Below are 22066 nucleotides of genomic sequence, written 5' to 3'. Positions count from 1 at the left end.
CGGTCCCGCCCACCCGCTGCGGGGCGGGACCTGGATCAGACCGCCGTGGCCGCGTACGCCGGGTCCTTCATCAGGAACGTCGCCAGCGGCTTGGTGTTGTCCACGGCCAGCGCGGTGAAGGTGACGCCGAGCTTGATGGAGGCGGTCCGGGTCAGCGACAGTTCCTCGGTCTCGGTGACCTGGCCGCGCGGGACCACGAAGCGGTACGTGATGGTGCCGCCGTCGCTGAACTCGATGCCGAGCGACTTCTCGTTGAACTTCGGGTCGGCCGCCAGCTCGTACTTGAACAGGCCCGATCCGGCGGCGGTCTCCGTCACCGCGTCCCCGCCCATGAAGAACGGCAGGGTGTCCTCGTTCAACTGGAGGAGCTGGAACTTCACCGTCAGATCGCGGTCCGAGTAGATGAACCGCGCCGGGGACACCGACTGCCAGGTCTCGACCGGGTCGAGCTTGTCCTTCTTCGCCAGCTTGATGCCGTCCTGCGAGGTGTAGCCGAGGTCCTTCCACTCGCTCGACCAGGCCGAGGTGACGTCGGTCGGCGCGGGCGCCCCGAGCGAGGCGACCAGGATGCGGCCGGTACCGGCGACACGGATCTCATGGGCGTTGCTGCCAGCCATGCGGATTTCCCTTCGGAGGGGGTCAGTCACACAGAGAATTCACGCGCATTCACGCGCATACCTGCGCATTAACGGGCATTGGCGGGGGATTCACAGGAGTGCCCGGTCACGCCGGGCGGATGTGCAGCCGGGTCGTCGCCCAGTAGCGGTTCGCCGCCGAGCGGTTCCAGTCCGGCAGCCAGCGCGGCCCATCGGCCTCGACCACATCGGCGACGACCGCCGAGCCGTACGTCGTCCCGCGCAGCGCGAGCAGCGCGGAACGGACCGTCAGGGCCAGGGTGTGCGCGGTGGTCTTGTCGGGGCCGTAGACCTCGAAGTCCACCAGCGGCCGGTCCAGATGCTCGTCGTCGGCCCAGGCCCCGCCGGCCCGGGAGACCAGGACGACCCGCTGGGTGCCGTCGAAACCGGCCGGCGGGACGTTGTCCACGGTGGCGGCGGCGAGTTCGGTGCGGTCGGTCAGGAAATCGACGACGAGTCGCTCGACGTCGGGGAAGGTGACCGTCGGATCGGCCACGGAGGGCCTCCCTTCTGACGGGCCCGGAGGACACCGGCGGCTGAGAGGCTCACGGGCCCGGGAGCCTTCATGCGCGACGGCGGGGCCGTCCCCGTACTCCGAGGCACAGCTCCGCCGCTGCATCCACTGTGACATGTTGCGAGCGCGAGCGCAACAAGAGGGCTCTTGTGGGTGTGCCCGACCCCGCCCATCCGCCGCTATGTGCCCTGGTCAGGCCCCGGAATCGCGAATTGCCCCACCGCAACAAACCTGCGAGGGGCAACACGGGAAACGCCAGAGGCGCGAGGAGTCGGAGAGAGAGGGGGCGGCGTCCCGGCCGGGCCGGTCAGGCGCCCGTCCCCCCACCCCCCGCCCGCCCCTCGTCCGGCAGGAACTGCTGCACCACCCGGGCGAACATCTCCCGCCGGTCCGCCGGTACGCCCAGCAGGTCGGCGACCTCCTCCAGGCTCGGCCGCCCGTCTGTCCGCACCCCGGTCCCCGCCCCCGCCCCCGCCCCGGCCGTGCGCTCCCGCGGGTCGGCCAGTTCCTCCGCCGTCAGCCGGCCCGACCGGATCAGCATGTCCCGCACCGGTACGCCCAGCGCCCGCGCCAGTCGCCGGGTGGTCTCCAGATCGGGCATGCTCTGGCGTTGCAGCAGCCGGGTGACGGCCGCGCGGTGCACGCCCGCCTCGTCGGCGATCCGCGACCGGCCGCCGCCGCGCGGGCTGTCGATGTCGTAGCCGCGGTGGCGCATCAGGTCCTCGACCCACCCGGCGAACGCCTCCAGGTCCTGACTGGTCATCTCGCTGCTCGCTTCCCTAGTAAGGGCCGAGGGTCCCTCGGACGAAACCAGCCTAGCTTGCTTGCGCGCGCGGAATTATGTGCGCTCGCGCAAGTGCCGCGCGGAAAGCGGGTCGACGCCAGCGTTCCGTAGACGCTCCGTGGGCGCTGCGTAAGCGCCGATCGGCGGAGAGTGAGCGAGCTATGTTGCGGGCGCGCGCGCAATCTGTAAGGGTGAGGCCCCGCCTTCCCGCGGCGGCCCGCCCCGCCCCCACCCCAGGGAGCCTCCATGACCACCCCACCCGCCCTCTGGCTCAGCACCCTCGCCCGGCAGTTCCCCGAACTGACCGCCGAACTGGCCCCGAGCCGCCGCTCCGCACCCGGCCGCACCTCCACCCCGGCCTCCGGCCCCGGCCCCGGCGCCGCCCCCCTCCGCCTCCATGTCTCCGACACCCTCCGGGACATCACCGACGGCGTGGTCGAACTGGAGGAGGCCGTGCGCGACCGCCTCGGCCTGCCCCGCCCCCGCCGCGCCCCGGTCCCCGAGCGGCTCCGCCGGATCGCCGCCCTCCTCGACGACATCGGACGGGACGCCCTGCTCGCCGCCCATGTCCACGACGAGGCCCGCCGGATGGCCCGCCGGTGCGCCCGCGTCCTGGGCGACCCGGAGACCGTCGTACGGATGTCCGGACGCTGCCCGCACTGCGACTCGGTCTCCCTGCGCGCCTTCCCCGAGCGCGGCGCCGTGCTCTGCGTCAATCCCGGCTGCCGCTGTGCCGACCCGCGGTGCGGCTGCGCCGGCGACCCGGCCCACCGGCACACCTGGGACGAGGCGGAGTGGGTGCGCAGGGAGGGACGGTGACCGACCGTCATCGGACCCCCGCGCTCCCCTCACTCCCCGCCCTCGTCCCCGGCTCGCTCGCCGCCCGGGAGGCCGGGGTGGCGCCCGCCACCCTCCGCAAGTGGGTCCAACTCGGGCGCCTCGCCGCCGCGGGCCGGGTCGGCCGCGCCCATCTCTACCGGCTGGAGGACGTCTTCGCCGCCGAGCGCGCGACCCGGCGGGGCAACGGTCCCCGCCCACCTGCCCGGCCCTCCCCCTGAACCCGACGGTTTGTCATTGATGTCCGGATGGGGGAACCGCTGTCGTTCCGCGTGCGTTGGATGATGATGAAGGCGTTTCTCCGGCTGGGGAGGTGTGCTGTGTCCGATCCGACACCGTGGCAGAGGCAGCCGCAGTGGTACGGGCAGCCGCAGCCGTGGCAGGCCCAGACAGGACACTCCATGCTGGCCTCCCACGCCGACCGGGAGCGGGCCGTCGATGTGCTCAGAGCCGGATTCGGCGAGGGGCGCCTCCAGCAGGCCGAGCTGGAGAAGCGCATCGAGCGGGCGTACGCGGCGCGGACGGTGGGGGAGCTGGCGCTGCTGGTCGCCGATCTGCCCCAGGGGCCGGTACCGATGCAGGCCATGCCCCCGATGCAGCCGATGCCCATGATGCCGCCCCCGATGATGTACCAGGTACCGCGGACCTTCCTGCCCGCCCCGGCGCCGCCCACCAACGGCAAGGCGGTGGGCTCCATGGTGCTCGGCGTGCTCACCACGATGACGTTCGGGGTCACCGGCCTGCCCGCGGTGATCCTCGGCCACTCGGCGCGCGCCGAGATGCGGCGCACGGGGGAGAGCGGGGAGGGCTTCGCCATCACCGGGCTGGTGCTGGGGTGGCTGTCGATGGCCGGGTGGGCGATCTTCCTGGTCGCCCTGATCGCGGCGGCGGCCTCCGGATGACCCCGGCCCACCCGCCGTCCCGGGCTGCCGTCCCGGGCCGCCGCCTCCGACAGGCGGGGCCGGGCAGCCGTCTCCGGTCGCGGCGGTGGCGGGGCCGGGGTGGCGTCTCCGGTCGCCGGGGCTGACCTGCTGCGGAGCGTTCGCCGGCGTTGATTCGAAGGTCACCCGTCGTGCATGGCCTTGACATGCACCGCACGGTCATACGGGCGATGCCCAGTTGTTTTGACCGCAGCGAATGCGGTAGGTACGCTCAGACCTTGTGCCTGGGGTGTGCCCTGGCTCTCGTGCGTGCCTTGAAACCGCAACGCGAGCTGTGAGCGGCCACCGTGATCTGCGCCCTTTCCGCCTCCGGGCGGGAGTCTGCGGGATTCGACACACCCGACCGCGTGGGTCGGCGACGTTCCAGGTTAGCTGTACCCATCGGCACACAGAAACCGGAGAAGTAGTGCCTACGATCCAGCAGTTGGTCCGCAAGGGCCGGCAGGACAAGGTCGAGAAGAACAAGACGCCCGCACTGGATGGTTCGCCCCAGCGCCGCGGCGTCTGCACGCGTGTGTTCACGACCACCCCGAAGAAGCCGAACTCGGCCCTGCGTAAGGTCGCGCGTGTGCGTCTGACCAGCGGGATCGAGGTCACCGCTTACATTCCGGGTGAGGGACACAACCTGCAGGAGCACTCCATCGTGCTCGTGCGTGGTGGCCGTGTGAAGGACCTGCCGGGTGTTCGCTACAAGATCATCCGCGGCTCGCTCGACACCCAGGGTGTCAAGAACCGCAAGCAGGCCCGCAGCCGCTACGGCGCCAAGAAGGAGAAGTAAGAATGCCTCGTAAGGGCCCCGCCCCGAAGCGCCCGGTCATCATCGACCCGGTCTACGGCTCCCCTCTGGTGACCTCCCTGATCAACAAGGTGCTGCTGAACGGCAAGCGCTCGACTGCCGAGCGGATCGTTTACGGCGCCATGGAGGGTCTGCGCGACAAGACCGGCAACGACCCGGTCATCACGCTGAAGCGCGCTCTCGAGAACATCAAGCCGACCCTCGAGGTCAAGTCCCGCCGTGTCGGTGGCGCCACCTACCAGGTGCCGATCGAGGTCAAGCCCGGTCGTGCCAACACCCTGGCGCTGCGCTGGCTGGTCGGTTACTCCCGCGCCCGTCGCGAGAAGACCATGACCGAGCGTCTGCTCAACGAACTCCTCGACGCGTCCAACGGCCTGGGTGCCGCTGTGAAGAAGCGTGAGGACACGCACAAGATGGCCGAGTCCAACAAGGCCTTCGCGCACTACCGCTGGTAGTCGCAGTCCACATCGAGACCGAGAGAAGACTGAAGCCCTATGGCTACCACTTCACTTGACCTGGCCAGGGTGCGCAACATCGGCATCATGGCCCACATCGACGCGGGCAAGACGACCACCACCGAGCGGATCCTCTTCTACACCGGCGTCTCGTACAAGATCGGCGAGGTCCACGACGGCGCCGCGACCATGGACTGGATGGAGCAGGAGCAGGAGCGTGGCATCACGATCACCTCTGCTGCCACCACCTGTCACTGGCCGCTCGAAGAAGTCGACCACACCATCAACATCATCGACACCCCGGGGCACGTCGACTTCACCGTAGAGGTGGAGCGCTCCCTGCGCGTGCTCGACGGTGCCGTGACGGTGTTCGACGGCGTGGCCGGTGTCGAGCCGCAGTCCGAGACGGTGTGGCGTCAGGCCGACCGCTACGGCGTGCCGCGGATCTGCTTCGTCAACAAGCTCGACCGCACGGGCGCGGAGTTCCACCGCTGCGTGGACATGATCTCCGACCGCCTGGGCGCGCAGCCGCTGGTCATGCAGCTCCCGATCGGCGCCGAGGCGGACTTCAAGGGCGTCGTCGACCTGGTGACGATGAAGGCGTTCGTCTGGTCCGCCGAGGCCACCAAGGGCGAGATGTACGACACCGTCGACATCCCGGACACCCACACCGAGGCGGCCGAGGAGTGGCGCGGCAAGCTGCTCGAAGCCGTCGCGGAGAACGACGAAGAGCTGATGGAGCTGTACCTGGAGGGCCAGGAGCCCACCGTGGAGCAGCTCTACGCGGCGATCCGCCGGATCACCATCGCCTCCGGCAAGGGCGACGGCACCACCGTCACCCCCGTGTTCTGCGGCACCGCGTTCAAGAACAAGGGCGTCCAGCCCCTGCTCGACGCGGTCGTGCGCTACCTGCCGTCGCCGCTGGACGTCGAGGCCATCGAGGGCCATGACGTCAAGGACGCGGAGAAGGTCGTCAAGCGCAAGCCGTCCGACGACGAGCCGCTGGCCGCCCTGGCGTTCAAGATCATGAGCGACCCGCACCTCGGCAAGCTCACCTTCGTCCGGGTGTACTCCGGCCGCCTGGAGTCCGGCACCGCCGTGCTGAACTCCGTCAAGGGCCGCAAGGAGCGCATCGGCAAGATCTACCGCATGCACGCCAACAAGCGTGAGGAGATCGAGTCGGTGGGCGCCGGTGACATCGTCGCCGTCATGGGCCTGAAGCAGACCACCACCGGTGAGACGCTGTCCGACGACAAGAACCCGGTGATCCTGGAGTCCATGGACTTCCCGGCGCCGGTGATCCAGGTCGCCATCGAGCCCAAGTCGAAGGGCGACCAGGAGAAGCTGGGCATCGCGATCCAGCGCCTGGCCGAGGAGGACCCGTCCTTCCAGGTCCACTCGGACGAGGAGACCGGCCAGACCATCATCGGCGGTATGGGCGAGCTGCACCTCGAGGTGCTGGTCGACCGGATGCGCCGTGAGTTCAAGGTCGAGGCCAACGTCGGCAAGCCGCAGGTCGCGTACCGCGAGACCATCCGCAAGGGGGTCGAGAAGGTCGAGTTCACCCACAAGAAGCAGACGGGTGGCACCGGCCAGTTCGCGCGCGTGATCATCGCCATCGAGCCCATCGAGGGCGGCGACACGTCGTACGAGTTCGTGAACAAGGTCACCGGTGGCCGTATCCCGAAGGAGTACATCCCTTCGGTCGACGCCGGTGCCCAGGAGGCCATGCAGTTCGGCATCCTCGCCGGTTACGAGATGACCGGTGTCCGCATCACGCTGCTCGACGGCGCCTACCACGAGGTCGACTCCTCCGAGCTGGCCTTCAAGATCGCCGGTTCCCAGGCGTTCAAGGAGGCCGCGCGCAAGGCGTCCCCCGTGCTCCTGGAGCCGATGATGGCCGTCGAGGTCACCACGCCCGAGGACTACATGGGCGATGTCATCGGCGACATCAACTCCCGCCGTGGCCAGATCCAGGCCATGGAGGAGCGGGCCGGTGCCCGCGTCGTCAAGGGCCTCGTGCCCCTGTCGGAGATGTTCGGCTACGTCGGCGACCTCCGCAGCAAGACATCGGGTCGCGCGAGCTACTCGATGCAGTTCGACTCCTACGCCGAGGTTCCGCGGAACGTCGCCGAGGAGATCATCGCGAAGGCCAAGGGCGAGTAACGCACCGCGTTCACACGCCGTAGGCTTGACTCCGGAACCTCAGGGGCATTCCACCGTGAACCCGGTCGGAATGCCCCCGGGATCCGGGCCTTTACAGCAAAGATCACCTGGCGCCGATGAAGTAAGGCGTACAGAACCACTCCACAGGAGGACCCCAGTGGCGAAGGCGAAGTTCGAGCGGACTAAGCCGCACGTCAACATCGGCACCATCGGTCACATCGACCACGGTAAGACGACCCTCACGGCCGCCATTACCAAGGTGCTGCACGACGCGTACCCGGACCTGAACGAGGCCACCCCGTTCGACAACATCGACAAGGCGCCCGAGGAGCGCCAGCGCGGTATCACCATCTCCATCGCGCACGTCGAGTACCAGACCGAGGCGCGTCACTACGCCCACGTCGACTGCCCGGGTCACGCGGACTACATCAAGAACATGATCACCGGTGCCGCCCAGATGGACGGCGCGATCCTGGTCGTGGCCGCCACCGACGGCCCGATGCCGCAGACCAAGGAGCACGTGCTCCTGGCCCGCCAGGTCGGCGTGCCGTACATCGTGGTCGCCCTGAACAAGGCCGACATGGTGGACGACGAGGAGATCCTGGAGCTCGTCGAGCTCGAGGTCCGTGAGCTGCTCACCGAGTACGAGTTCCCGGGCGACGACCTGCCGGTCGTCAAGGTCTCCGCGCTGAAGGCCCTGGAGGGCGAGGCGGAGTGGGTGGAGTCCGTCCTCAACCTGATGAAGGCTGTCGACGAGTCCATCCCGCAGCCCGAGCGTGACATCGACAAGGCGTTCCTGATGCCGGTCGAGGACGTCTTCACGATCACCGGCCGCGGTACGGTCGTCACCGGCCGTATCGAGCGTGGTGTCCTGAAGGTCAACGAGACCGTCGACATCATCGGCATCAAGACCGAGAAGACCACCACCACGGTCACCGGCATCGAGATGTTCCGCAAGCTGCTCGACGAGGGCCAGGCCGGTGAGAACGTCGGTCTGCTGCTCCGCGGTGTCAAGCGCGAGGACGTCGAGCGCGGCCAGGTCATCATCAAGCCGGGTTCGGTCACGCCGCACACCGAGTTCGAGGCCACGGCCTACATCCTGTCGAAGGACGAGGGTGGTCGTCACACCCCGTTCTTCAACAACTACCGCCCGCAGTTCTACTTCCGTACCACGGACGTGACCGGCGTCGTGCACCTCCCCGAGGGCACCGAGATGGTCATGCCGGGCGACAACACCGACATGCGCGTGGAGCTGATCCAGCCCATCGCCATGGAGGAGGGCCTGAAGTTCGCCATCCGTGAGGGTGGCCGGACCGTCGGCGCCGGCCAGGTCACCAAGATCCTCAAGTAGGCATTTCTGCCTGAGGACCGGTTGACCCGGTAGGCTCCCCGCGAGCCACGGGAGGCCCGTACGACTGCGGTCGTACGGGCCTCTTCGCGTGCGTCGGGGTGGATCGAGGGGGTGTCGGGGTGGACCCGTGTTTGACCTGCGTCACCTTCGGGGTATTCTCTCCGGCTCGATTGGCGCGGGCCCCGGGCCATGTGGCAGACTGTCCGAGTTGCTCGGTCGAGTGTTGATGCTGCGCGCCTCCCGCCGGGAGGACCGGAAGCGAGTCCCACAGTACTCGTCAACCCCATGCGGGTTGGACGTACGGGAATCTTCCGGGAAGTGTAGGTGCGGCACCGGCCAGGCACCCGGTGGACCGTTCGGTTCCCGGCTCGCGGTTCCGGAAGGGCCGTGTGCAATCCCCGATGGGATGTTCGAACAAGGGGCATCCGTGTCAGCGGGACTGCGACACGCCCGACCGCGTGGGTCGGAGAGCAGGGCGATGGAACACCGGGTTCCAGAGCGTAAGAAGAGACAGGACTACTGAGTAGCCATGGCGGGACAGAAGATCCGCATTCGGCTCAAGGCCTACGACCACGAGGTCATCGACTCCTCGGCGAAGAAGATCGTCGAGACGGTGACGCGTACTGGTGCGTCGGTCGCGGGCCCGGTGCCGCTGCCCACTGAGAAGAACGTGTACTGCGTCATCAAGTCGCCGCACAAGTACAAGGACTCGCGCGAGCACTTCGAGATGCGCACGCACAAGCGTCTGATCGACATCCTCGACCCGACCCCCAAGACCGTTGACTCTCTGATGCGACTCGACCTCCCGGCCGGTGTCGACATCGAGATCAAGCTCTGAGGCCGGTGATCTGAGAGATGGCTAAGCAGATCAAGGGCATCCTGGGCGAGAAGCTCGGCATGACGCAGGTGTGGGACGAGAACAACCGCGTTGTTCCGGTCACCGTCGTCAAGGCCGGCCCCAATGTCGTCACCCAGGTGCGCACCAACGACGTCGACGGCTACGAGTCGGTCCAGATCGCCTTCGGCGAGATCGACCCGCGCAAGGTGAACAAGCCCCTCAAGGGCCACTTCGCCAAGGCCGATGTCACCCCCCGTCGCCACCTTGTCGAGATCCGTACGGCTGACGCCGCCGAGTACACCCTCGGCCAGGAAGTCACCGCCGAGGTCTTCGAGGCCGGCGTGAAGGTCGACGTCACCGGCAAGAGCAAGGGCAAGGGCTTCGCCGGTGTCATGAAGCGTCACAACTTCAAGGGCCTCGGCGCCGGTCACGGCACCCAGCGCAAGCACCGCTCCCCCGGCTCCATCGGTGGCTGCGCCACCCCGGGCCGTGTGTTCAAGGGCCTCCGCATGGCGGGTCGCATGGGCAACGAGCGGGTCACCACCCAGAACCTGACCGTCCACGCCGTTGACGCGGAGAAGGGTCTGCTGCTCATCAAGGGCGCGGTTCCCGGTCCGAACGGCGGCCTCGTCCTGGTCCGCACCGCGGCCAAGGGGGCCTGAGGTAACCGATGAGCACTGTTGACATCCTTTCGCCTGCCGGCGAGAAGACCGGTAGCGTCGAACTCCCCGCGGAGATCTTCGGCGTGGAGAAGGTCAGCATCCCGCTGATCCACCAGGTCGTCGTCGCGCAGAACGCGGCTGCCCGCCAGGGCACGCACAAGACCAAGACCCGCGGTGAAGTCCGTGGTGGCGGCAAGAAGCCGTACCGCCAGAAGGGCACCGGCCGCGCCCGTCAGGGCTCGACCCGCGCCCCGCAGTTCGCCGGCGGTGGCGTCGTGCACGGCCCGCAGCCCCGCGACTACTCGCAGCGCACCCCCAAGAAGATGAAGGCCGCCGCCCTGCGGCACGCCCTCACCGACCGGGCCCGCGCCAACCGCATCCACGTCGTCACCGGCGTGATCGAGGGCGAGACCCCCTCCACCAAGGCCGCCAAGGGGCTGTTCGGCAAGATCTCGGAGCGCAAGAACCTGCTCCTGGTCGTCGAGCGCGCCGACGAGGCCGCGTGGCTGTCCGCCCGCAACCTGCCCCAGGTCCACATCCTGGAGCCGGGCCAGCTCAACACGTACGACGTGATCGTCTCGGACGACGTGGTCTTCACCCAGGCCGCTCTGGAGTCCTTCGTCGCCGGCCCGAACAAGGCCAACGACACCGAAGGGACTGAGGTCTGATGGCCATCCGTCACCCCTCCATCGCCTCCAAGGCGGCCAAGGCCGCCAAGGCCGCGCGCGTCGCCAAGGCGCGCCGCCACGCCGCCGAGGGCAAGAACACCGTCGAGACCCCGCTGAGCAAGTCGTTCACGGACCCCCGTGACGTGCTGCTCAAGCCGGTCGTCTCCGAGAAGAGCTACGCGCTCCTGGACGAGAACAAGTACACGTTCATCGTCCACCCGCGCTCCAACAAGACCCAGATCAAGCAGGCCGTCGAGGCGGTCTTCGAGGTCAAGGTCACCGGGGTCAACACGATCAACCGCGTCGGCAAGCGCAAGCGGACCCGTACGGGCTTCGGCCAGCGCGCCGCGACCAAGCGCGCGATCGTGACCCTCGCCGAGGGCGACCGTATCGACATCTTCGGCGGTCCGACCTCCTGACGGAGGTCCGGATCGTCCGGAATCGGACGAGGACTGAGAAATGGGAATCCGCAAGTACAAGCCGACTACGCCGGGCCGTCGTGGCGCCAGCGTCGCCGACTTCGTCGAGGTCACGCGGTCCACGCCGGAGAAGTCGCTGGTTCGCCCCCTGCACAGCAAGGGTGGCCGTAACAACTCCGGTCGTGTGACCGTCCGCCACCAGGGCGGTGGCCACAAGCGCGCCTACCGCGTGATCGACTTCCGTCGGCACGACAAGGACGGCGTGCCGGCGAAGGTCGCGCACATCGAGTACGACCCCAACCGCACCGCGCGCATCGCGCTGCTGCACTACGCCGACGGCGAGAAGCGCTACATCCTCGCGCCGCGCGGCCTCGGGCAGGGCGACCGCGTCGAGAACGGCCCCGGCGCCGACATCAAGCCGGGCAACAACCTCGCGCTGCGCAACATCCCGGTCGGTACCACGCTGCACGCCATCGAGCTGCGGCCGGGCGGCGGCGCCAAGTTCGCCCGCTCCGCCGGCGCCTCGGTGCAGTTGCTCGCGAAGGAGGGCTCCATGGCCCACCTCCGCATGCCGTCCGGTGAGATCCGCCTGGTCGACGTGCGCTGCCGCGCCACCGTCGGCGAGGTCGGCAACGCCGAGCAGTCGAACATCAACTGGGGCAAGGCGGGCCGCAAGCGGTGGAAGGGCGTTCGCCCGACCGTCCGCGGTGTCGTGATGAACCCGGTCGACCACCCGCACGGTGGTGGTGAGGGCCGGACCTCCGGTGGCCGCCACCCCGTGTCCCCGTGGGGCAAGAAGGAAGGCCGTACTCGTTCGCCCAAGAAGGCGTCGAACAAGTACATCGTCCGCCGCCGCAAGACGAACAAGAAGCGCTAAGGACGGGTTGAGATGCCTCGTAGCCTGAAGAAGGGACCCTTCGTCGACGACCACCTGCTCAAGAAGGTGGACGCCCAGAACGAAGCCGGTTCCAAGAACGTCATCAAGACCTGGTCCCGACGCTCCATGATCGTGCCGGCGATGCTCGGCCACACGCTCGCGGTGCACAACGGCAAGACCCACATCCCGGTGTTCGTCACCGAGTCGATGGTCGGTCACAAGCTCGGCGAGTTCTCGCCGACCCGTACCTTCCGGGGTCACGTCAAGGACGACCGCAAGTCGAAGCGCCGCTAGCAGCGGATCGCATCAGACACGTAAGTAACTCTGAAGGGACAACCATGGAAGCCAGGGCCCAGGCGCGGTACATCCGCGTCACGCCCATGAAGGCCCGCCGTGTGGTGGACCTCATCCGTGGCATGGACGCCACGGAGGCCCAGGCTGTTCTGCGATTCGCTCCGCAGGCAGCCTCGGTTCCGGTCGGCAAGGTGCTCGACAGCGCCATTGCCAACGCCGCGCACAACTACGACCACACCGACGCCGGCACCCTCGTGATCTCCGAGGCGTACGTCGACGAGGGCCCGACCCTGAAGCGGTTCCGTCCGCGCGCCCAGGGCCGTGCCTACCGGATCCGCAAGCGGACCAGCCACATCACCGTGGTCGTCAGCAGCAAGGAAGGAACCCGGTAATGGGCCAGAAGGTAAACCCGCACGGGTTCCGGCTCGGTATCACCACCGACTTCAAGTCGCGCTGGTACGCCGACAAGCTGTACAAGGACTACGTCAAGGAGGACGTCGCCATCCGCCGGATGCTGACGTCCGGCATGGAGCGCGCCGGTATCTCCAAGGTGGAGATCGAGCGCACCCGTGACCGCGTCCGCGTCGACATCCACACCGCGCGTCCGGGCATCGTCATCGGCCGCCGCGGCGCGGAGGCCGACAAGATCCGCGGCCAGCTCGAGAAGCTGACCGGCAAGCAGGTCCAGCTCAACATCCTTGAGGTCAAGAACCCCGAGACGGACGCGCAGCTCGTGGCCCAGGCGGTCGCCGAGCAGCTCTCCTCCCGGGTCTCCTTCCGCCGTGCCATGCGCAAGAGCATGCAGTCGGCGATGAAGGCGGGCGCCAAGGGCATCAAGATCCAGTGCGGTGGCCGTCTCGGCGGCGCCGAGATGTCCCGCTCGGAGTTCTACCGCGAGGGCCGCGTGCCCCTGCACACGCTCCGCGCGAACGTCGACTACGGCTTCTTCGAGGCCAAGACGACCTTCGGCCGCATCGGTGTGAAGGTCTGGATCTACAAGGGCGACGTCAAGAACATCGCCGAGGTCCGCGCCGAGAACGCCGCCGCCCGTGCGGGCAACCGCCCGGCCCGCGGTGGCGGCAACGACCGCCCGGCCCGTGGTGGCCGCGGTGGCGAGCGGCGCGGTCGCAAGCCGCAGCAGGCCGGCGGTGCCGAGGCCCCCAAGGCCGACGCCCCCGCCGCCGCTCCGGCCGAGGCGCCGTCCTCTTCTAGCGGCGGAACGGAGGCCTGACCGACATGCTGATCCCCCGTAGGGTCAAGCACCGCAAGCAGCACCACCCCAAGCGCTCCGGCGCTGCCAAGGGCGGTACGCAGGTCGCGTTCGGCGAGTACGGCATCCAGGCGCTGACCCCGGCGTACGTCACGAACCGCCAGATCGAAGCGGCTCGTATCGCCATGACCCGCCACATCAAGCGTGGCGGCAAGGTCTGGATCAACATCTACCCGGACCGTCCCCTCACCAAGAAGCCGGCCGAGACCCGCATGGGTTCCGGTAAGGGTTCCCCGGAGTGGTGGATCGCCAACGTCAAGCCCGGACGCGTCATGTTCGAGCTGTCGTACCCCAACGAGAAGATCGCCCGTGAGGCGCTGACCCGTGCGGCCCACAAGCTGCCGATGAAGTGCCGGATCGTCAAGCGCGAGGCAGGTGAAGCGTGATGTCGGTCGGTACCAAGGCGTCCGAGCTGCGCGAGCTGGGCAACGAGGAGCTTCTGGCGAAGCTCCGCGAGGCCAAGGAAGAGCTGTTCAACCTCCGCTTCCAGGCGGCGACGGGTCAGCTTGAGAACCACGGCCGTCTGAAGGCGGTCCGCAAGGACATCGCGCGGATCTACACCCTGATGCGCGAGCGTGAGCTGGGCATCGAAACGGTGGAGAACGCCTGATGAGCGAGAACAACGTGACTGAGAACAGCGCCCCCCAGGCGCGTGGCTTCCGCAAGACCCGTGAGGGTCTCGTCGTCAGCGACAAGATGGACAAGACCGTCGTCGTCGCCGTCGAGGACCGCGTCAAGCACGCGCTGTACGGCAAGGTCATCCGCCGTACGAACAAGCTCAAGGCGCACGACGAGCAGAACGCTGCGGGCGTCGGCGACCGCGTCCTCCTGATGGAGACCCGTCCGCTGTCGGCGACCAAGCGCTGGCGCGTCGTCGAGATTCTCGAAAAGGCCAAGTAAACCTCCTGCGGGGCATCCCCCGCAGGGCAGTTCCGCCAGGCTCCGGGGACCGCTCACCGAGCGGCCCCCGGGGAACCGGCAGACAAACAGGAGATAGACGTGATCCAGCAGGAGTCGCGACTGCGTGTCGCCGACAACACGGGTGCGAAGGAAATCCTCTGCATCCGTGTGCTCGGTGGCTCCGGTCGCCGCTACGCGGGCATCGGTGACGTCATCGTCGCCACCGTCAAGGACGCGATCCCCGGTGGCAACGTGAAGAAGGGTGACGTCGTCAAGGCGGTCATCGTTCGCACCGTCAAGGAGCGCCGCCGTCCGGACGGCTCGTACATCCGCTTCGACGAGAACGCCGCCGTCATTCTGAAGAACGACGGCGACCCTCGCGGCACCCGTATCTTCGGCCCGGTCGGCCGTGAGCTGCGCGAGAAGAAGTTCATGAAGATCATCTCGCTCGCGCCGGAGGTGCTGTAAGCATGAAGATCAAGAAGGGCGACCTGGTCCAGGTCATCACCGGCAAGGACAAGGGCAAGCAGGGCAAGGTCATCGCCGCTTACCCGCGCGACGAGCGTGTCCTGGTCGAGGGTGTCAACCGGGTCAAGAAGCACACCAAGGCCGGTCCCACGGCTCGTGGGTCCCAGGCCGGCGGCATCGTGACGACCGAGGCCCCGATCCACATCTCCAACGTCCAGTTGGTCGTGGAGAAGGACGGCAAGAAGGTCGTGACCCGCGTCGGTTACCGCTTCGACGACGAGGGCAACAAGATCCGCGTTGCCAAGCGGACGGGTGAGGACATCTGATGGCTACCACCACCACTCCGCGTCTGAAGACGAAGTACCGCGAGGAGATCGCGGGCAAGCTGCGTGACGAGTTCAAGTACGAGAACGTCATGCAGGTCCCCGGCCTCGTCAAGATCGTGGTCAACATGGGTGTCGGCGACGCCGCCCGTGACTCGAAGCTGATCGAGGGGGCCATCAAGGACCTCACCACGATCACCGGTCAGAAGCCGGCCGTCACCAAGGCCCGCAAGTCCATCGCGCAGTTCAAGCTGCGTGAGGGCCAGCCGATCGGTGCCCACGTCACGCTCCGTGGCGACCGCATGTGGGAGTTCCTGGACCGCACCCTGTCGCTCGCGCTGCCGCGCATCCGCGACTTCCGCGGTCTGTCCCCCAAGCAGTTCGACGGCCGTGGCAACTACACCTTCGGTCTCACCGAGCAGGTCATGTTCCACGAGATCGACCAGGACAAGATCGACCGCGTCCGGGGTATGGACATCACCGTGGTCACCACGGCGACCAACGACGCTGAGGGCCGCGCGCTCCTTCGTCACCTCGGCTTCCCCTTCAAGGAGGCGTGAGCGAGATGGCGAAGAAGGCTCTGATCGCTAAGGCTGCTCGCAAGCCCAAGTTCGGGGTGCGTGGCTACACCCGCTGCCAGCGCTGTGGCCGCCCCCACTCCGTGTACCGCAAGTTCGGCCTGTGCCGCGTGTGCCTTCGTGAGATGGCTCACCGTGGCGAGCTGCCGGGCGTGACCAAGAGCTCCTGGTAGTCCCGGTAATCCCGGACTCCCAGGGCTCTCGGTAAGCAATGGGTGGACAGGGGCCCGCTCCACATGGCTTAGGCTTGTGGGGTTGGGCGCCTGTCGCGCCCGTCAGACTTACTACGCCGTAGGTCCACCGCGCCGCACCCGTCCCGTCCCGGATCGGGGAGAGGGATGGCGCATCAGGAAACCCCGGCGAGAGAGGCCGAAGGCCACTTCATGACCATGACTGATCCGATCGCAGACATGCTGACGCGTCTGCGGAACGCGAACTCGGCGTACCACGACTCGGTGTCGATGCCGCACTCCAAGATCAAGTCTCACATCGCGGAGATCCTCCAGCAGGAGGGCTTCATCACGGGCTGGAAGGTCGAGGACGCCGAGGTCGGCAAGAACCTCGTCCTGGAGCTGAAGTTCGGCCCCAACCGTGAGCGCTCCATCGCGGGCATCAAGCGCATCTCCAAGCCCGGTCTCCGGGTGTACGCGAAGTCCACCAACCTGCCGAAGGTGCTGGGCGGCCTCGGCGTGGCGATCATCTCCACGTCGCACGGGCTCCTCACCGACAAGCAGGCCGGCAAGAAGGGCGTGGGTGGGGAAGTCCTCGCCTACGTCTGGTAGCGGAAGGGAACGGAGGAAACAGCTATGTCGCGCATCGGCAAGCTCCCCATCGCGGTTCCCGCCGGCGTGGACGTCACCATCGACGGCCGTACGGTCAAGGTCAAGGGCCCCAAGGGCGAGCTGACCCACACCGTCGCCGCGCCGATCGATGTCGCCAAGGGTGAGGACGGCGTCCTGAGCGTCACCCGCCCGAACGACGAGCGTCAGAACAAGGCCCTGCACGGCCTGTCCCGCACGCTGGTGGCGAACATGATCACCGGCGTGACCCAGGGTTACGTGAAGAAGCTCGAAATCAGCGGTGTCGGTTACCGCGTGACCGCCAAGGGCTCGAACCTCGAGTTCGCGCTCGGTTACAGCCACCCGATCCTGGTCGAGGCCCCCGCGGGCATCACCTTCAAGGTCGAGGCCCCCACCCGGTTCTCGGTCGAGGGCATCGACAAGCAGAAGGTCGGCGAGGTCGCGGCCAACATCCGCAAGCTGCGCAAGCCCGACCCGTACAAGGCCAAGGGCGTCAAGTACGAGGGCGAAGTCATCCGCCGCAAGGTCGGAAAGGCGGGTAAGTAGGCCATGGCATACGGACAGAAGATCCTCAAGGGCGACGCCTACAAGCGCGCCGCGATCAAGCGCCGTCACATCCGGATCCGCAAGCGGATCAACGGTACGGCGGAGCGTCCCCGTCTGGTCGTGACCCGCTCCAACCGCCACATCGTGGCGCAGGTGATCGACGACCTGAAGGGTCACACCCTGGCGTCGGCGTCCACCCTGGACACCTCGATCCGCGGGGCCGAGGGCGACAAGTCCGCCCAGGCCAAGCAGGTCGGTGCCCTGGTCGCCGAGCGCGCCAAGGCCGCCGGTGTCGAGGCCGTGGTGTTCGACCGTGGTGGCAACCAGTACGCCGGGCGCATCGCCGCCCTGGCGGACGCCGCCCGCGAGGCCGGGCTCAAGTTCTGAGCCGCTTGTAGCTAGCGGAAAGAGAGAGGTAATCCAATGGCTGGACCCCAGCGCCGCGGAAGCGGTGCCGGTGGCGGCGAGCGGCGGGACCGGAAGGGCCGTGACGGCGGCGCTGCTGCCGCCGAGAAGACCGCGTACGTTGAGCGCGTTGTCGCGATCAACCGCGTCGCCAAGGTTGTGAAGGGTGGTCGTCGCTTCAGCTTCACCGCGCTGGTCGTGGTGGGTGACGGTGACGGCACCGTGGGTGTCGGTTACGGCAAGGCCAAGGAGGTGCCGGCCGCCATCGCCAAGGGTGTGGAGGAGGCCAAGAAGCACTTCTTCAAGGTCCCCCGGATCCAGGGCACCATCCCGCACCCCATCCAGGGTGAGAAGGCTGCCGGAGTCGTGCTCCTCAAGCCGGCGTCCCCGGGTACCGGCGTGATCGCCGGTGGTCCGGTGCGTGCCGTGCTGGAGTGCGCCGGTATCCACGACGTGCTGTCGAAGTCGCTCGGCTCCGACAACGCGATCAACATCGTGCACGCCACCGTGGCGGCCCTCAAGGGCCTCCAGCGTCCCGAGGAGATCGCGGCCCGCCGCGGTCTGCCCCTGGAGGACGTGGCCCCCGCGGCTCTGCTGCGCGCACGTGCCGGGGCGGGTGTGTGATCATGGCTCAGCTCAAGATCACGCAGGTCAAGTCCTACATCGGCAGCAAGCAGAACCACCGTGACACCCTGCGTTCCCTCGGTCTCAAAGGGATCAACACGCAGGTCGTCAAGGAGGACCGCCCCGAGTTCCGCGGCATGGTGCGCCATGTCCGTCACCTCGTGACGGTCGAGGAGGTCGACTGATCATGGCGGAGCAGAACCCGCTGAAGATCCACAACCTCCGTCCCGCCCCCGGTGCCAAGACCGCCAAGACCCGTGTCGGTCGTGGTGAGGCGTCCAAGGGCAAGACGGCCGGTCGTGGTACCAAGGGCACCAAGGCCCGCTACCAGGTTCCGGAGCGCTTCGAGGGCGGCCAGATGCCGCTGCACATGCGCCTCCCGAAGCTGAAGGGCTTCAAGAACCCGTTCAGGACCGAGTACCAGGTCGTGAACCTCGACAAGCTGGCCGCGCTCTACCCCGAGGGTGGCGAGGTCACGGTCGAGGGCCTCGTGGCCAAGGGTGCCGTGCGCAAGAACAGCCTCGTCAAGGTCCTCGGCCAGGGCGAGATCTCCGTGGCGCTCCAGGTGACGGTGGACGCCGTCTCCGGGTCCGCCAAGGAGAAGATCACCGCCGCCGGCGGTACCGTCACCGAGCTCGTCTGAACACCTCAGGCGTCTCGATGACTTGAGCGATCCCGACCGGGGATACCCCACAAATGGGGTATCCCCGGTTGGTCGTTCCAAGGGCGGTGGTGTCGCCGGTAAGGTGACCTACGCTGCCCACTTTCGCGGGGTGTCGCCTCCCCGAGGGGCACCTTGCGCGGCGGTCGGCCGTTACACAAGTCGTTCCATCAGTCGTAGTCGTACTGGACTCTCAAAACCGTCACCCTTGACGCAGACGCGCGGGGGTCGCAGGAGGCACCGTGCTCACCGCGTTCGCCCGAGCGTTTAAGACGCCCGACCTGCGCAAGAAGCTGCTCTTCACGCTCGGCATCATCGTGATCTACCGGATCGGCACGCACATCCCGATCCCGGGCGTCGACTATCGCAACGTGCAGACCTGTCTGGACCAGGCCAGCGCCAACCAGGGCCTCTTCGGCCTGGTGAACATGTTCAGCGGTGGCGCGCTGCTCCAGATCACGATCTTCGCGCTCGGCATCATGCCGTACATCACGGCGAGCATCATTCTCCAGCTCCTGACGGTGGTGATCCCCCGACTGGAGGCCCTGAAGAAGGAGGGCCAGGCCGGAACGGCGAAGATCACGCAGTACACCCGCTATCTGACCGTCGCGCTCGCCGTGCTCCAGGGCACCGGTCTGGTCGCCACCGCCCGCTCCGGCGCGCTGTTCAGCGGCTGCTCCGTGGCCGGTCAGATCGTGCCCGACCAGTCCATCTTCGTGACCATCACCATGGTCATCACCATGACCGCCGGTACGGCCGTCGTCATGTGGCTCGGTGAGCTGGTCACCGACCGCGGCATCGGCAACGGCATGTCGATCCTGATGTTCATCTCGATCGCCGCGACCTTCCCGTCCGCGCTGTGGGCCATCAAGCAGCAGGGCTCCCTGGCCGACGGCTGGATCGAGTTCGGCACGGTCATCCTCGTCGGCCTCTTCATGGTCGGCCTGGTCGTCTTCGTCGAGCAGGCGCAGCGCCGGATCCCGGTGCAGTACGCCAAGCGCATGATCGGCCGCCGTTCCTACGGTGGTACGTCTACGTACATCCCGCTCAAGGTGAACCAGGCCGGTGTGATTCCGGTCATCTTCGCCTCGTCGCTGCTCTACATCCCGGCCTTGATCGCGCAGTTCTCCAGCGGGACCTCGGGCTGGAAGACCTGGATCGAAGCGCACCTCGTCCAGGGTGACCACCCGTACTACATCACGCTGTACTTCCTGCTGATCGTGTTCTTCGCCTTCTTCTACGTGGCCATCACGTTCAACCCCGAAGAAGTCGCGGACAACATGAAGAAGTATGGTGGCTTCATCCCGGGCATCCGGGCTGGCCGACCGACCGCTGAGTACCTGAGCTACGTACTCAACCGGATCACCTGGCCGGGCTCGCTGTATCTGGGCCTGATCGCTCTCGTGCCGACAATGGCGTTGGCTGGTTTCGGGGCAAACCAGAACTTCCCCTTCGGCGGGACCAGCATCCTGATCATCGTGGGTGTCGGCCTGGAGACGGTGAAGCAGATCGAGAGCCAGCTCCAGCAGCGCAATTACGAAGGGTTCCTCCGCTGATGCGAATCGTCCTCGTGGGGCCGCCGGGTGCGGGCAAGGGCACCCAGGCCACGCGCCTTGCCGAGACGCTGCGAGTACCGCACATCTCCACCGGTGACCTGTTCCGCGCCAACATCAGCAAGCAGACCGAGCTCGGAAAACTCGCGAAGTCCTACATGGACGCCGGCAACCTCGTACCCGACGAGGTGACCATCGCGATGGCCAAGGACCGCATGGAGCAGCCGGACGCCGAGAACGGCTTCCTGCTCGACGGCTTTCCCCGCAATGTCTCGCAGGCCGAGGCGCTGGACGAGCTGCTGACGACCGAGAGCATCAAGCTGGACGCGGTGCTGGATCTCGAAGCGCCGGAGGAGGAGGTCGTGAAGCGGATCGCCGGCCGGCGGATCTGCCGCAACGACTCCTCGCACGTGTTCCATGTGACGTACAAGAAGCCGGCTGTCGAGGGCGTCTGCGATGTCTGCGGCGGCGAGCTGTACCAGCGGGACGACGACTCGGAGGAGACGGTCCGCAAGCGGCTGGAGGTCTACCACACGCAGACCGAGCCGATCATCGACTACTACAAGGCCCAGGGGCTCGTGGTGACGATCTCGGCGACGGGTGCGGTGGACGAAGTGACCGTGCGGGCGCTGGCGGCGCTGAAGCAGGGTTAGTTTTTGCACGGTGGTGAGGGCCGCGGTTCCCCGGGAAGGGGCCGCGGCTTTCGCTTTGGCCGGGGGCGTTCGACTGCCCGCAGCCAGGGGATGGCGCCGTAGGATTGCTGGCAGTCCGTTTTCCGGTGCAGGAAGGCCGTTGTTCTTATGGTGCAGATCAAGAATCCCGAGCAGATCGCCAAGATGCGGGCGGCGGGGCTGGTCGTGGCCGCCATTCACGCGGCGACTCGGGAGGCGGCTGTGCCGGGGGCGTCGACCAGGGATCTGGACGAGGTGGCCCGCAAGGTGCTCGCCGAGCACAACGCGACCTCGAACTTCCTCGGGTACGGCGGTTTCCCCGCCACCATCTGCACTTCCGCGAACGATGTCGTCGTCCATGGGATTCCGTCCGAGAGCGTGGTGCTGAAGGACGGGGACATCATCTCCATCGACGCCGGGGCGGTCGTGGACGGATGGCACGGGGACGCCGCCTTCACCGCTTTCGTGGGGTCCGGTCACGCTCCGGAGCTGGTCGAGCTGTCCCGGGTGACCGAGGAGTCCATGTGGGCCGGGATCGCCGCCATGAAGCAGGGCGCGCGGCTGATCGACATCTCGCGGGCCATCGAGACCTACATCCGCCGCCAGCCCAAGCCCGGCGGCGGCCGGTACGGGATCATCGAGGACTACGGCGGCCACGGCATCGGCACCGAGATGCACATGGACCCCCATCTGCTGAACTACGTCGACCGGCGGCGGGGCAAGGGGCCGAAGCTGGTGCCCGGGCTCTGCCTGGCCATCGAGCCGATGGTGTCGCTCGGCACCCCCCGGACCAAGGTGCTGGAGGACGACTGGACCGTCATCACGACGGACGGCACCTGGTCCTCGCACTGGGAGCACTCGGTCGCGCTGACCGAGGAGGGCCCGCTGGTGCTGACCGCTCCCGACGGGGGGCGGGCCAAGCTCGCCGAGTACGGGGTCACGGCCGCTCCCGATCCGCTGGCATAAGGATCTCCGTCCCCGGGCAGACTTCAGCGATTCGTCTTTACGGGTGTGCGTGGCGTAGACTGAC

General features: G+C 67.5%; 34 protein-coding genes. 31 read left to right on the top strand and 3 right to left on the bottom strand.

Annotated features, from left to right (window positions below):
- Window positions 1–35: 35 nt before the first annotated feature.
- The 3 genes from AB0O01_RS12985 to AB0O01_RS12975 form a co-directional block, all read right to left on the bottom strand.
- The gene (locus AB0O01_RS12985) at window positions 36–617 is read right to left on the bottom strand and encodes a phage tail protein (protein ID WP_365312848.1); all 582 of its coding nucleotides are present in this window, start codon (window positions 615–617) and stop codon (window positions 36–38) included.
- Between the two features lie 106 nt (window positions 618–723).
- The gene (locus AB0O01_RS12980; protein ID WP_365312847.1) at window positions 724–1131 is read right to left on the bottom strand and encodes a hypothetical protein; all 408 of its coding nucleotides are present in this window, start codon (window positions 1129–1131) and stop codon (window positions 724–726) included.
- A gap of 325 nt (window positions 1132–1456) precedes the next feature.
- On the bottom strand, window positions 1457–1912 hold the full coding sequence (locus AB0O01_RS12975; RefSeq protein WP_365312845.1) for a helix-turn-helix transcriptional regulator: 456 nt from the start codon (window positions 1910–1912) through the stop codon (window positions 1457–1459).
- Between the two features lie 267 nt (window positions 1913–2179).
- Here AB0O01_RS12975 and AB0O01_RS12970 point away from each other — a divergent pair, with 267 nt between their 5' ends.
- From AB0O01_RS12970 to map, 31 genes are all read left to right on the top strand, one after another.
- On the top strand, window positions 2180–2752 hold the full coding sequence (locus AB0O01_RS12970) for a hypothetical protein (protein WP_365312842.1): 573 nt from the start codon (window positions 2180–2182) through the stop codon (window positions 2750–2752).
- Window positions 2749–2991, top strand: coding sequence for a hypothetical protein (locus tag AB0O01_RS12965; protein ID WP_365312841.1), 243 nt, complete (start codon window positions 2749–2751; stop codon window positions 2989–2991). The genes AB0O01_RS12970 and AB0O01_RS12965 overlap by 4 nt, the downstream gene beginning before the upstream one ends.
- Before the next feature lie 180 nt (window positions 2992–3171).
- Window positions 3172–3672 carry a DUF1707 and DUF4190 domain-containing protein gene (locus AB0O01_RS12960; protein WP_365312838.1) on the top strand — a complete coding sequence of 167 codons (501 nt, stop codon included), beginning with the start codon at window positions 3172–3174 and terminating at the stop codon, window positions 3670–3672.
- Between the two features lie 445 nt (window positions 3673–4117).
- Window positions 4118–4489, top strand: coding sequence for a 30S ribosomal protein S12 (rpsL, locus tag AB0O01_RS12955; RefSeq protein WP_007823146.1), 372 nt, complete (start codon window positions 4118–4120; stop codon window positions 4487–4489).
- A gap of 2 nt (window positions 4490–4491) precedes the next feature.
- Window positions 4492–4962 carry a 30S ribosomal protein S7 gene (gene rpsG, locus AB0O01_RS12950; RefSeq protein ID WP_073792897.1) on the top strand — a complete coding sequence of 157 codons (471 nt, stop codon included), beginning with the start codon at window positions 4492–4494 and terminating at the stop codon, window positions 4960–4962.
- 39 nt (window positions 4963–5001) lie between these two features.
- Window positions 5002–7128, top strand: coding sequence for an elongation factor G (fusA, locus tag AB0O01_RS12945; protein WP_365312837.1), 2127 nt, complete (start codon window positions 5002–5004; stop codon window positions 7126–7128).
- 157 nt (window positions 7129–7285) lie between these two features.
- On the top strand, window positions 7286–8479 hold the full coding sequence (gene tuf / locus AB0O01_RS12940) for an elongation factor Tu (RefSeq protein ID WP_365312836.1): 1194 nt from the start codon (window positions 7286–7288) through the stop codon (window positions 8477–8479).
- A 529-nt stretch (window positions 8480–9008) separates the two neighbouring features.
- Window positions 9009–9317, top strand: coding sequence for a 30S ribosomal protein S10 (gene rpsJ / locus AB0O01_RS12935; protein WP_003948644.1), 309 nt, complete (start codon window positions 9009–9011; stop codon window positions 9315–9317).
- A gap of 17 nt (window positions 9318–9334) precedes the next feature.
- On the top strand, window positions 9335–9979 hold the full coding sequence (rplC, locus tag AB0O01_RS12930; RefSeq protein WP_046732368.1) for a 50S ribosomal protein L3: 645 nt from the start codon (window positions 9335–9337) through the stop codon (window positions 9977–9979).
- An 8-nt stretch (window positions 9980–9987) separates the two neighbouring features.
- Window positions 9988–10647, top strand: coding sequence for a 50S ribosomal protein L4 (gene rplD / locus AB0O01_RS12925; RefSeq protein WP_355741583.1), 660 nt, complete (start codon window positions 9988–9990; stop codon window positions 10645–10647).
- Window positions 10647–11066, top strand: coding sequence for a 50S ribosomal protein L23 (gene rplW / locus AB0O01_RS12920; RefSeq protein WP_365312835.1), 420 nt, complete (start codon window positions 10647–10649; stop codon window positions 11064–11066). Before rplD ends, rplW begins: the two co-directional genes overlap by 1 nt.
- A gap of 40 nt (window positions 11067–11106) precedes the next feature.
- A complete protein-coding gene (gene rplB, locus AB0O01_RS12915; RefSeq protein ID WP_365312833.1) occupies window positions 11107–11943 on the top strand; it encodes a 50S ribosomal protein L2 in 837 nt (278 codons plus the stop codon).
- A 12-nt stretch (window positions 11944–11955) separates the two neighbouring features.
- Window positions 11956–12237, top strand: a complete 282-nt coding sequence (gene rpsS, locus AB0O01_RS12910) for a 30S ribosomal protein S19 (RefSeq protein WP_355741589.1) — start codon at window positions 11956–11958, stop codon at window positions 12235–12237.
- Between the two features lie 44 nt (window positions 12238–12281).
- Window positions 12282–12629, top strand: coding sequence for a 50S ribosomal protein L22 (gene rplV, locus AB0O01_RS12905; protein WP_355167612.1), 348 nt, complete (start codon window positions 12282–12284; stop codon window positions 12627–12629).
- Window positions 12629–13468 (top strand): 30S ribosomal protein S3, encoded by an 840-nt coding sequence (rpsC, locus tag AB0O01_RS12900; protein ID WP_365312831.1) that lies wholly within the window; start codon window positions 12629–12631, stop codon window positions 13466–13468. Before rplV ends, rpsC begins: the two co-directional genes overlap by 1 nt.
- Window positions 13469–13473: 5 nt before the next feature.
- Window positions 13474–13893, top strand: coding sequence for a 50S ribosomal protein L16 (gene rplP, locus AB0O01_RS12895; RefSeq protein WP_009327094.1), 420 nt, complete (start codon window positions 13474–13476; stop codon window positions 13891–13893).
- Window positions 13893–14117, top strand: coding sequence for a 50S ribosomal protein L29 (gene rpmC / locus AB0O01_RS12890; RefSeq protein WP_023547377.1), 225 nt, complete (start codon window positions 13893–13895; stop codon window positions 14115–14117). Before rplP ends, rpmC begins: the two co-directional genes overlap by 1 nt.
- Window positions 14117–14407: a 30S ribosomal protein S17 gene (rpsQ, locus tag AB0O01_RS12885; protein ID WP_355741595.1), complete on the top strand. Its 291-nt coding sequence runs from the start codon at window positions 14117–14119 to the stop codon at window positions 14405–14407. Before rpmC ends, rpsQ begins: the two co-directional genes overlap by 1 nt.
- Before the next feature lie 99 nt (window positions 14408–14506).
- Window positions 14507–14875, top strand: coding sequence for a 50S ribosomal protein L14 (gene rplN, locus AB0O01_RS12880; protein ID WP_003998823.1), 369 nt, complete (start codon window positions 14507–14509; stop codon window positions 14873–14875).
- A 2-nt stretch (window positions 14876–14877) separates the two neighbouring features.
- Window positions 14878–15201, top strand: coding sequence for a 50S ribosomal protein L24 (rplX, locus tag AB0O01_RS12875; protein ID WP_362749494.1), 324 nt, complete (start codon window positions 14878–14880; stop codon window positions 15199–15201).
- Window positions 15201–15758 (top strand): 50S ribosomal protein L5, encoded by a 558-nt coding sequence (rplE, locus tag AB0O01_RS12870; protein WP_355741599.1) that lies wholly within the window; start codon window positions 15201–15203, stop codon window positions 15756–15758. Before rplX ends, rplE begins: the two co-directional genes overlap by 1 nt.
- A gap of 5 nt (window positions 15759–15763) precedes the next feature.
- A complete protein-coding gene (locus AB0O01_RS12865) occupies window positions 15764–15949 on the top strand; it encodes a type Z 30S ribosomal protein S14 (RefSeq protein ID WP_003948630.1) in 186 nt (61 codons plus the stop codon).
- 210 nt (window positions 15950–16159) lie between these two features.
- Window positions 16160–16558 carry a 30S ribosomal protein S8 gene (rpsH, locus tag AB0O01_RS12860; RefSeq protein WP_014674378.1) on the top strand — a complete coding sequence of 133 codons (399 nt, stop codon included), beginning with the start codon at window positions 16160–16162 and terminating at the stop codon, window positions 16556–16558.
- Between the two features lie 24 nt (window positions 16559–16582).
- Window positions 16583–17122, top strand: a complete 540-nt coding sequence (rplF, locus tag AB0O01_RS12855; protein WP_365312828.1) for a 50S ribosomal protein L6 — start codon at window positions 16583–16585, stop codon at window positions 17120–17122.
- A gap of 3 nt (window positions 17123–17125) precedes the next feature.
- Window positions 17126–17509 carry a 50S ribosomal protein L18 gene (rplR, locus tag AB0O01_RS12850; protein WP_095748088.1) on the top strand — a complete coding sequence of 128 codons (384 nt, stop codon included), beginning with the start codon at window positions 17126–17128 and terminating at the stop codon, window positions 17507–17509.
- Window positions 17510–17545: 36 nt separating this feature from the next.
- Window positions 17546–18151 (top strand): 30S ribosomal protein S5, encoded by a 606-nt coding sequence (gene rpsE / locus AB0O01_RS12845; protein WP_094054455.1) that lies wholly within the window; start codon window positions 17546–17548, stop codon window positions 18149–18151.
- Window positions 18152–18153: 2 nt separating this feature from the next.
- Window positions 18154–18336 carry a 50S ribosomal protein L30 gene (gene rpmD, locus AB0O01_RS12840; RefSeq protein ID WP_129307387.1) on the top strand — a complete coding sequence of 61 codons (183 nt, stop codon included), beginning with the start codon at window positions 18154–18156 and terminating at the stop codon, window positions 18334–18336.
- A 2-nt stretch (window positions 18337–18338) separates the two neighbouring features.
- Window positions 18339–18794, top strand: a complete 456-nt coding sequence (gene rplO, locus AB0O01_RS12835; protein WP_365312825.1) for a 50S ribosomal protein L15 — start codon at window positions 18339–18341, stop codon at window positions 18792–18794.
- Window positions 18795–19054: 260 nt separating this feature from the next.
- Entirely contained in the window at window positions 19055–20368 is a 1314-nt protein-coding gene (gene secY, locus AB0O01_RS12830) for a preprotein translocase subunit SecY (RefSeq protein ID WP_365312823.1), read from the top strand.
- On the top strand, window positions 20368–21018 hold the full coding sequence (locus tag AB0O01_RS12825) for an adenylate kinase (protein ID WP_355741610.1): 651 nt from the start codon (window positions 20368–20370) through the stop codon (window positions 21016–21018). The genes secY and AB0O01_RS12825 overlap by 1 nt, the downstream gene beginning before the upstream one ends.
- Before the next feature lie 147 nt (window positions 21019–21165).
- Complete coding sequence (gene map / locus AB0O01_RS12820) at window positions 21166–22002, top strand: type I methionyl aminopeptidase (protein ID WP_365312821.1); 837 nt, start codon at window positions 21166–21168, stop codon at window positions 22000–22002.
- Window positions 22003–22066 lie beyond the last annotated feature (64 nt).

Origin of the sequence: Streptomyces sp. NPDC093252 (assembly GCF_040683675.1) — a bacterium.
Taxonomy (GTDB): Bacteria; Actinomycetota; Actinomycetes; order Streptomycetales; family Streptomycetaceae; genus Streptomyces.
The sequence above is the reverse complement of the archived record's forward strand: the minus strand, read 5'-3'. Positions and strand labels throughout refer to the sequence as shown.

Coding starts and splice junctions, on each gene's coding strand:
- rpsH (WP_014674378.1), top strand. CDS start 16,160: ATGACCATGACTGATCCGATCGCAGACATGCTGACGCGTCTGCGGAAC.
- map (WP_365312821.1), top strand. CDS start 21,166: ATGGTGCAGATCAAGAATCCCGAGCAGATCGCCAAGATGCGGGCGGCG.
- rpsC (WP_365312831.1), top strand. CDS start 12,629: ATGGGCCAGAAGGTAAACCCGCACGGGTTCCGGCTCGGTATCACCACC.
- fusA (WP_365312837.1), top strand. CDS start 5,002: ATGGCTACCACTTCACTTGACCTGGCCAGGGTGCGCAACATCGGCATC.
- rplB (WP_365312833.1), top strand. CDS start 11,107: ATGGGAATCCGCAAGTACAAGCCGACTACGCCGGGCCGTCGTGGCGCC.
- rplE (WP_355741599.1), top strand. CDS start 15,201: ATGGCTACCACCACCACTCCGCGTCTGAAGACGAAGTACCGCGAGGAG.
- rpsE (WP_094054455.1), top strand. CDS start 17,546: ATGGCTGGACCCCAGCGCCGCGGAAGCGGTGCCGGTGGCGGCGAGCGG.
- rplV (WP_355167612.1), top strand. CDS start 12,282: ATGGAAGCCAGGGCCCAGGCGCGGTACATCCGCGTCACGCCCATGAAG.
- rplC (WP_046732368.1), top strand. CDS start 9,335: ATGGCTAAGCAGATCAAGGGCATCCTGGGCGAGAAGCTCGGCATGACG.
- AB0O01_RS12960 (WP_365312838.1), top strand. CDS start 3,172: ATGCTGGCCTCCCACGCCGACCGGGAGCGGGCCGTCGATGTGCTCAGA.
- rplO (WP_365312825.1), top strand. CDS start 18,339: ATGGCGGAGCAGAACCCGCTGAAGATCCACAACCTCCGTCCCGCCCCC.
- AB0O01_RS12975 (WP_365312845.1), bottom strand. CDS start 1,912: ATGACCAGTCAGGACCTGGAGGCGTTCGCCGGGTGGGTCGAGGACCTG.
- rplR (WP_095748088.1), top strand. CDS start 17,126: ATGGCATACGGACAGAAGATCCTCAAGGGCGACGCCTACAAGCGCGCC.
- AB0O01_RS12825 (WP_355741610.1), top strand. CDS start 20,368: ATGCGAATCGTCCTCGTGGGGCCGCCGGGTGCGGGCAAGGGCACCCAG.
- rpsQ (WP_355741595.1), top strand. CDS start 14,117: ATGAGCGAGAACAACGTGACTGAGAACAGCGCCCCCCAGGCGCGTGGC.
- rplP (WP_009327094.1), top strand. CDS start 13,474: ATGCTGATCCCCCGTAGGGTCAAGCACCGCAAGCAGCACCACCCCAAG.
- rpmD (WP_129307387.1), top strand. CDS start 18,154: ATGGCTCAGCTCAAGATCACGCAGGTCAAGTCCTACATCGGCAGCAAG.
- rpsJ (WP_003948644.1), top strand. CDS start 9,009: ATGGCGGGACAGAAGATCCGCATTCGGCTCAAGGCCTACGACCACGAG.
- AB0O01_RS12970 (WP_365312842.1), top strand. CDS start 2,180: ATGACCACCCCACCCGCCCTCTGGCTCAGCACCCTCGCCCGGCAGTTC.
- rplF (WP_365312828.1), top strand. CDS start 16,583: ATGTCGCGCATCGGCAAGCTCCCCATCGCGGTTCCCGCCGGCGTGGAC.
- rpsS (WP_355741589.1), top strand. CDS start 11,956: ATGCCTCGTAGCCTGAAGAAGGGACCCTTCGTCGACGACCACCTGCTC.
- AB0O01_RS12865 (WP_003948630.1), top strand. CDS start 15,764: ATGGCGAAGAAGGCTCTGATCGCTAAGGCTGCTCGCAAGCCCAAGTTC.
- rplD (WP_355741583.1), top strand. CDS start 9,988: ATGAGCACTGTTGACATCCTTTCGCCTGCCGGCGAGAAGACCGGTAGC.
- rpmC (WP_023547377.1), top strand. CDS start 13,893: ATGTCGGTCGGTACCAAGGCGTCCGAGCTGCGCGAGCTGGGCAACGAG.
- AB0O01_RS12985 (WP_365312848.1), bottom strand. CDS start 617: ATGGCTGGCAGCAACGCCCATGAGATCCGTGTCGCCGGTACCGGCCGC.
- rplW (WP_365312835.1), top strand. CDS start 10,647: ATGGCCATCCGTCACCCCTCCATCGCCTCCAAGGCGGCCAAGGCCGCC.
- rpsG (WP_073792897.1), top strand. CDS start 4,492: ATGCCTCGTAAGGGCCCCGCCCCGAAGCGCCCGGTCATCATCGACCCG.
- rplX (WP_362749494.1), top strand. CDS start 14,878: ATGAAGATCAAGAAGGGCGACCTGGTCCAGGTCATCACCGGCAAGGAC.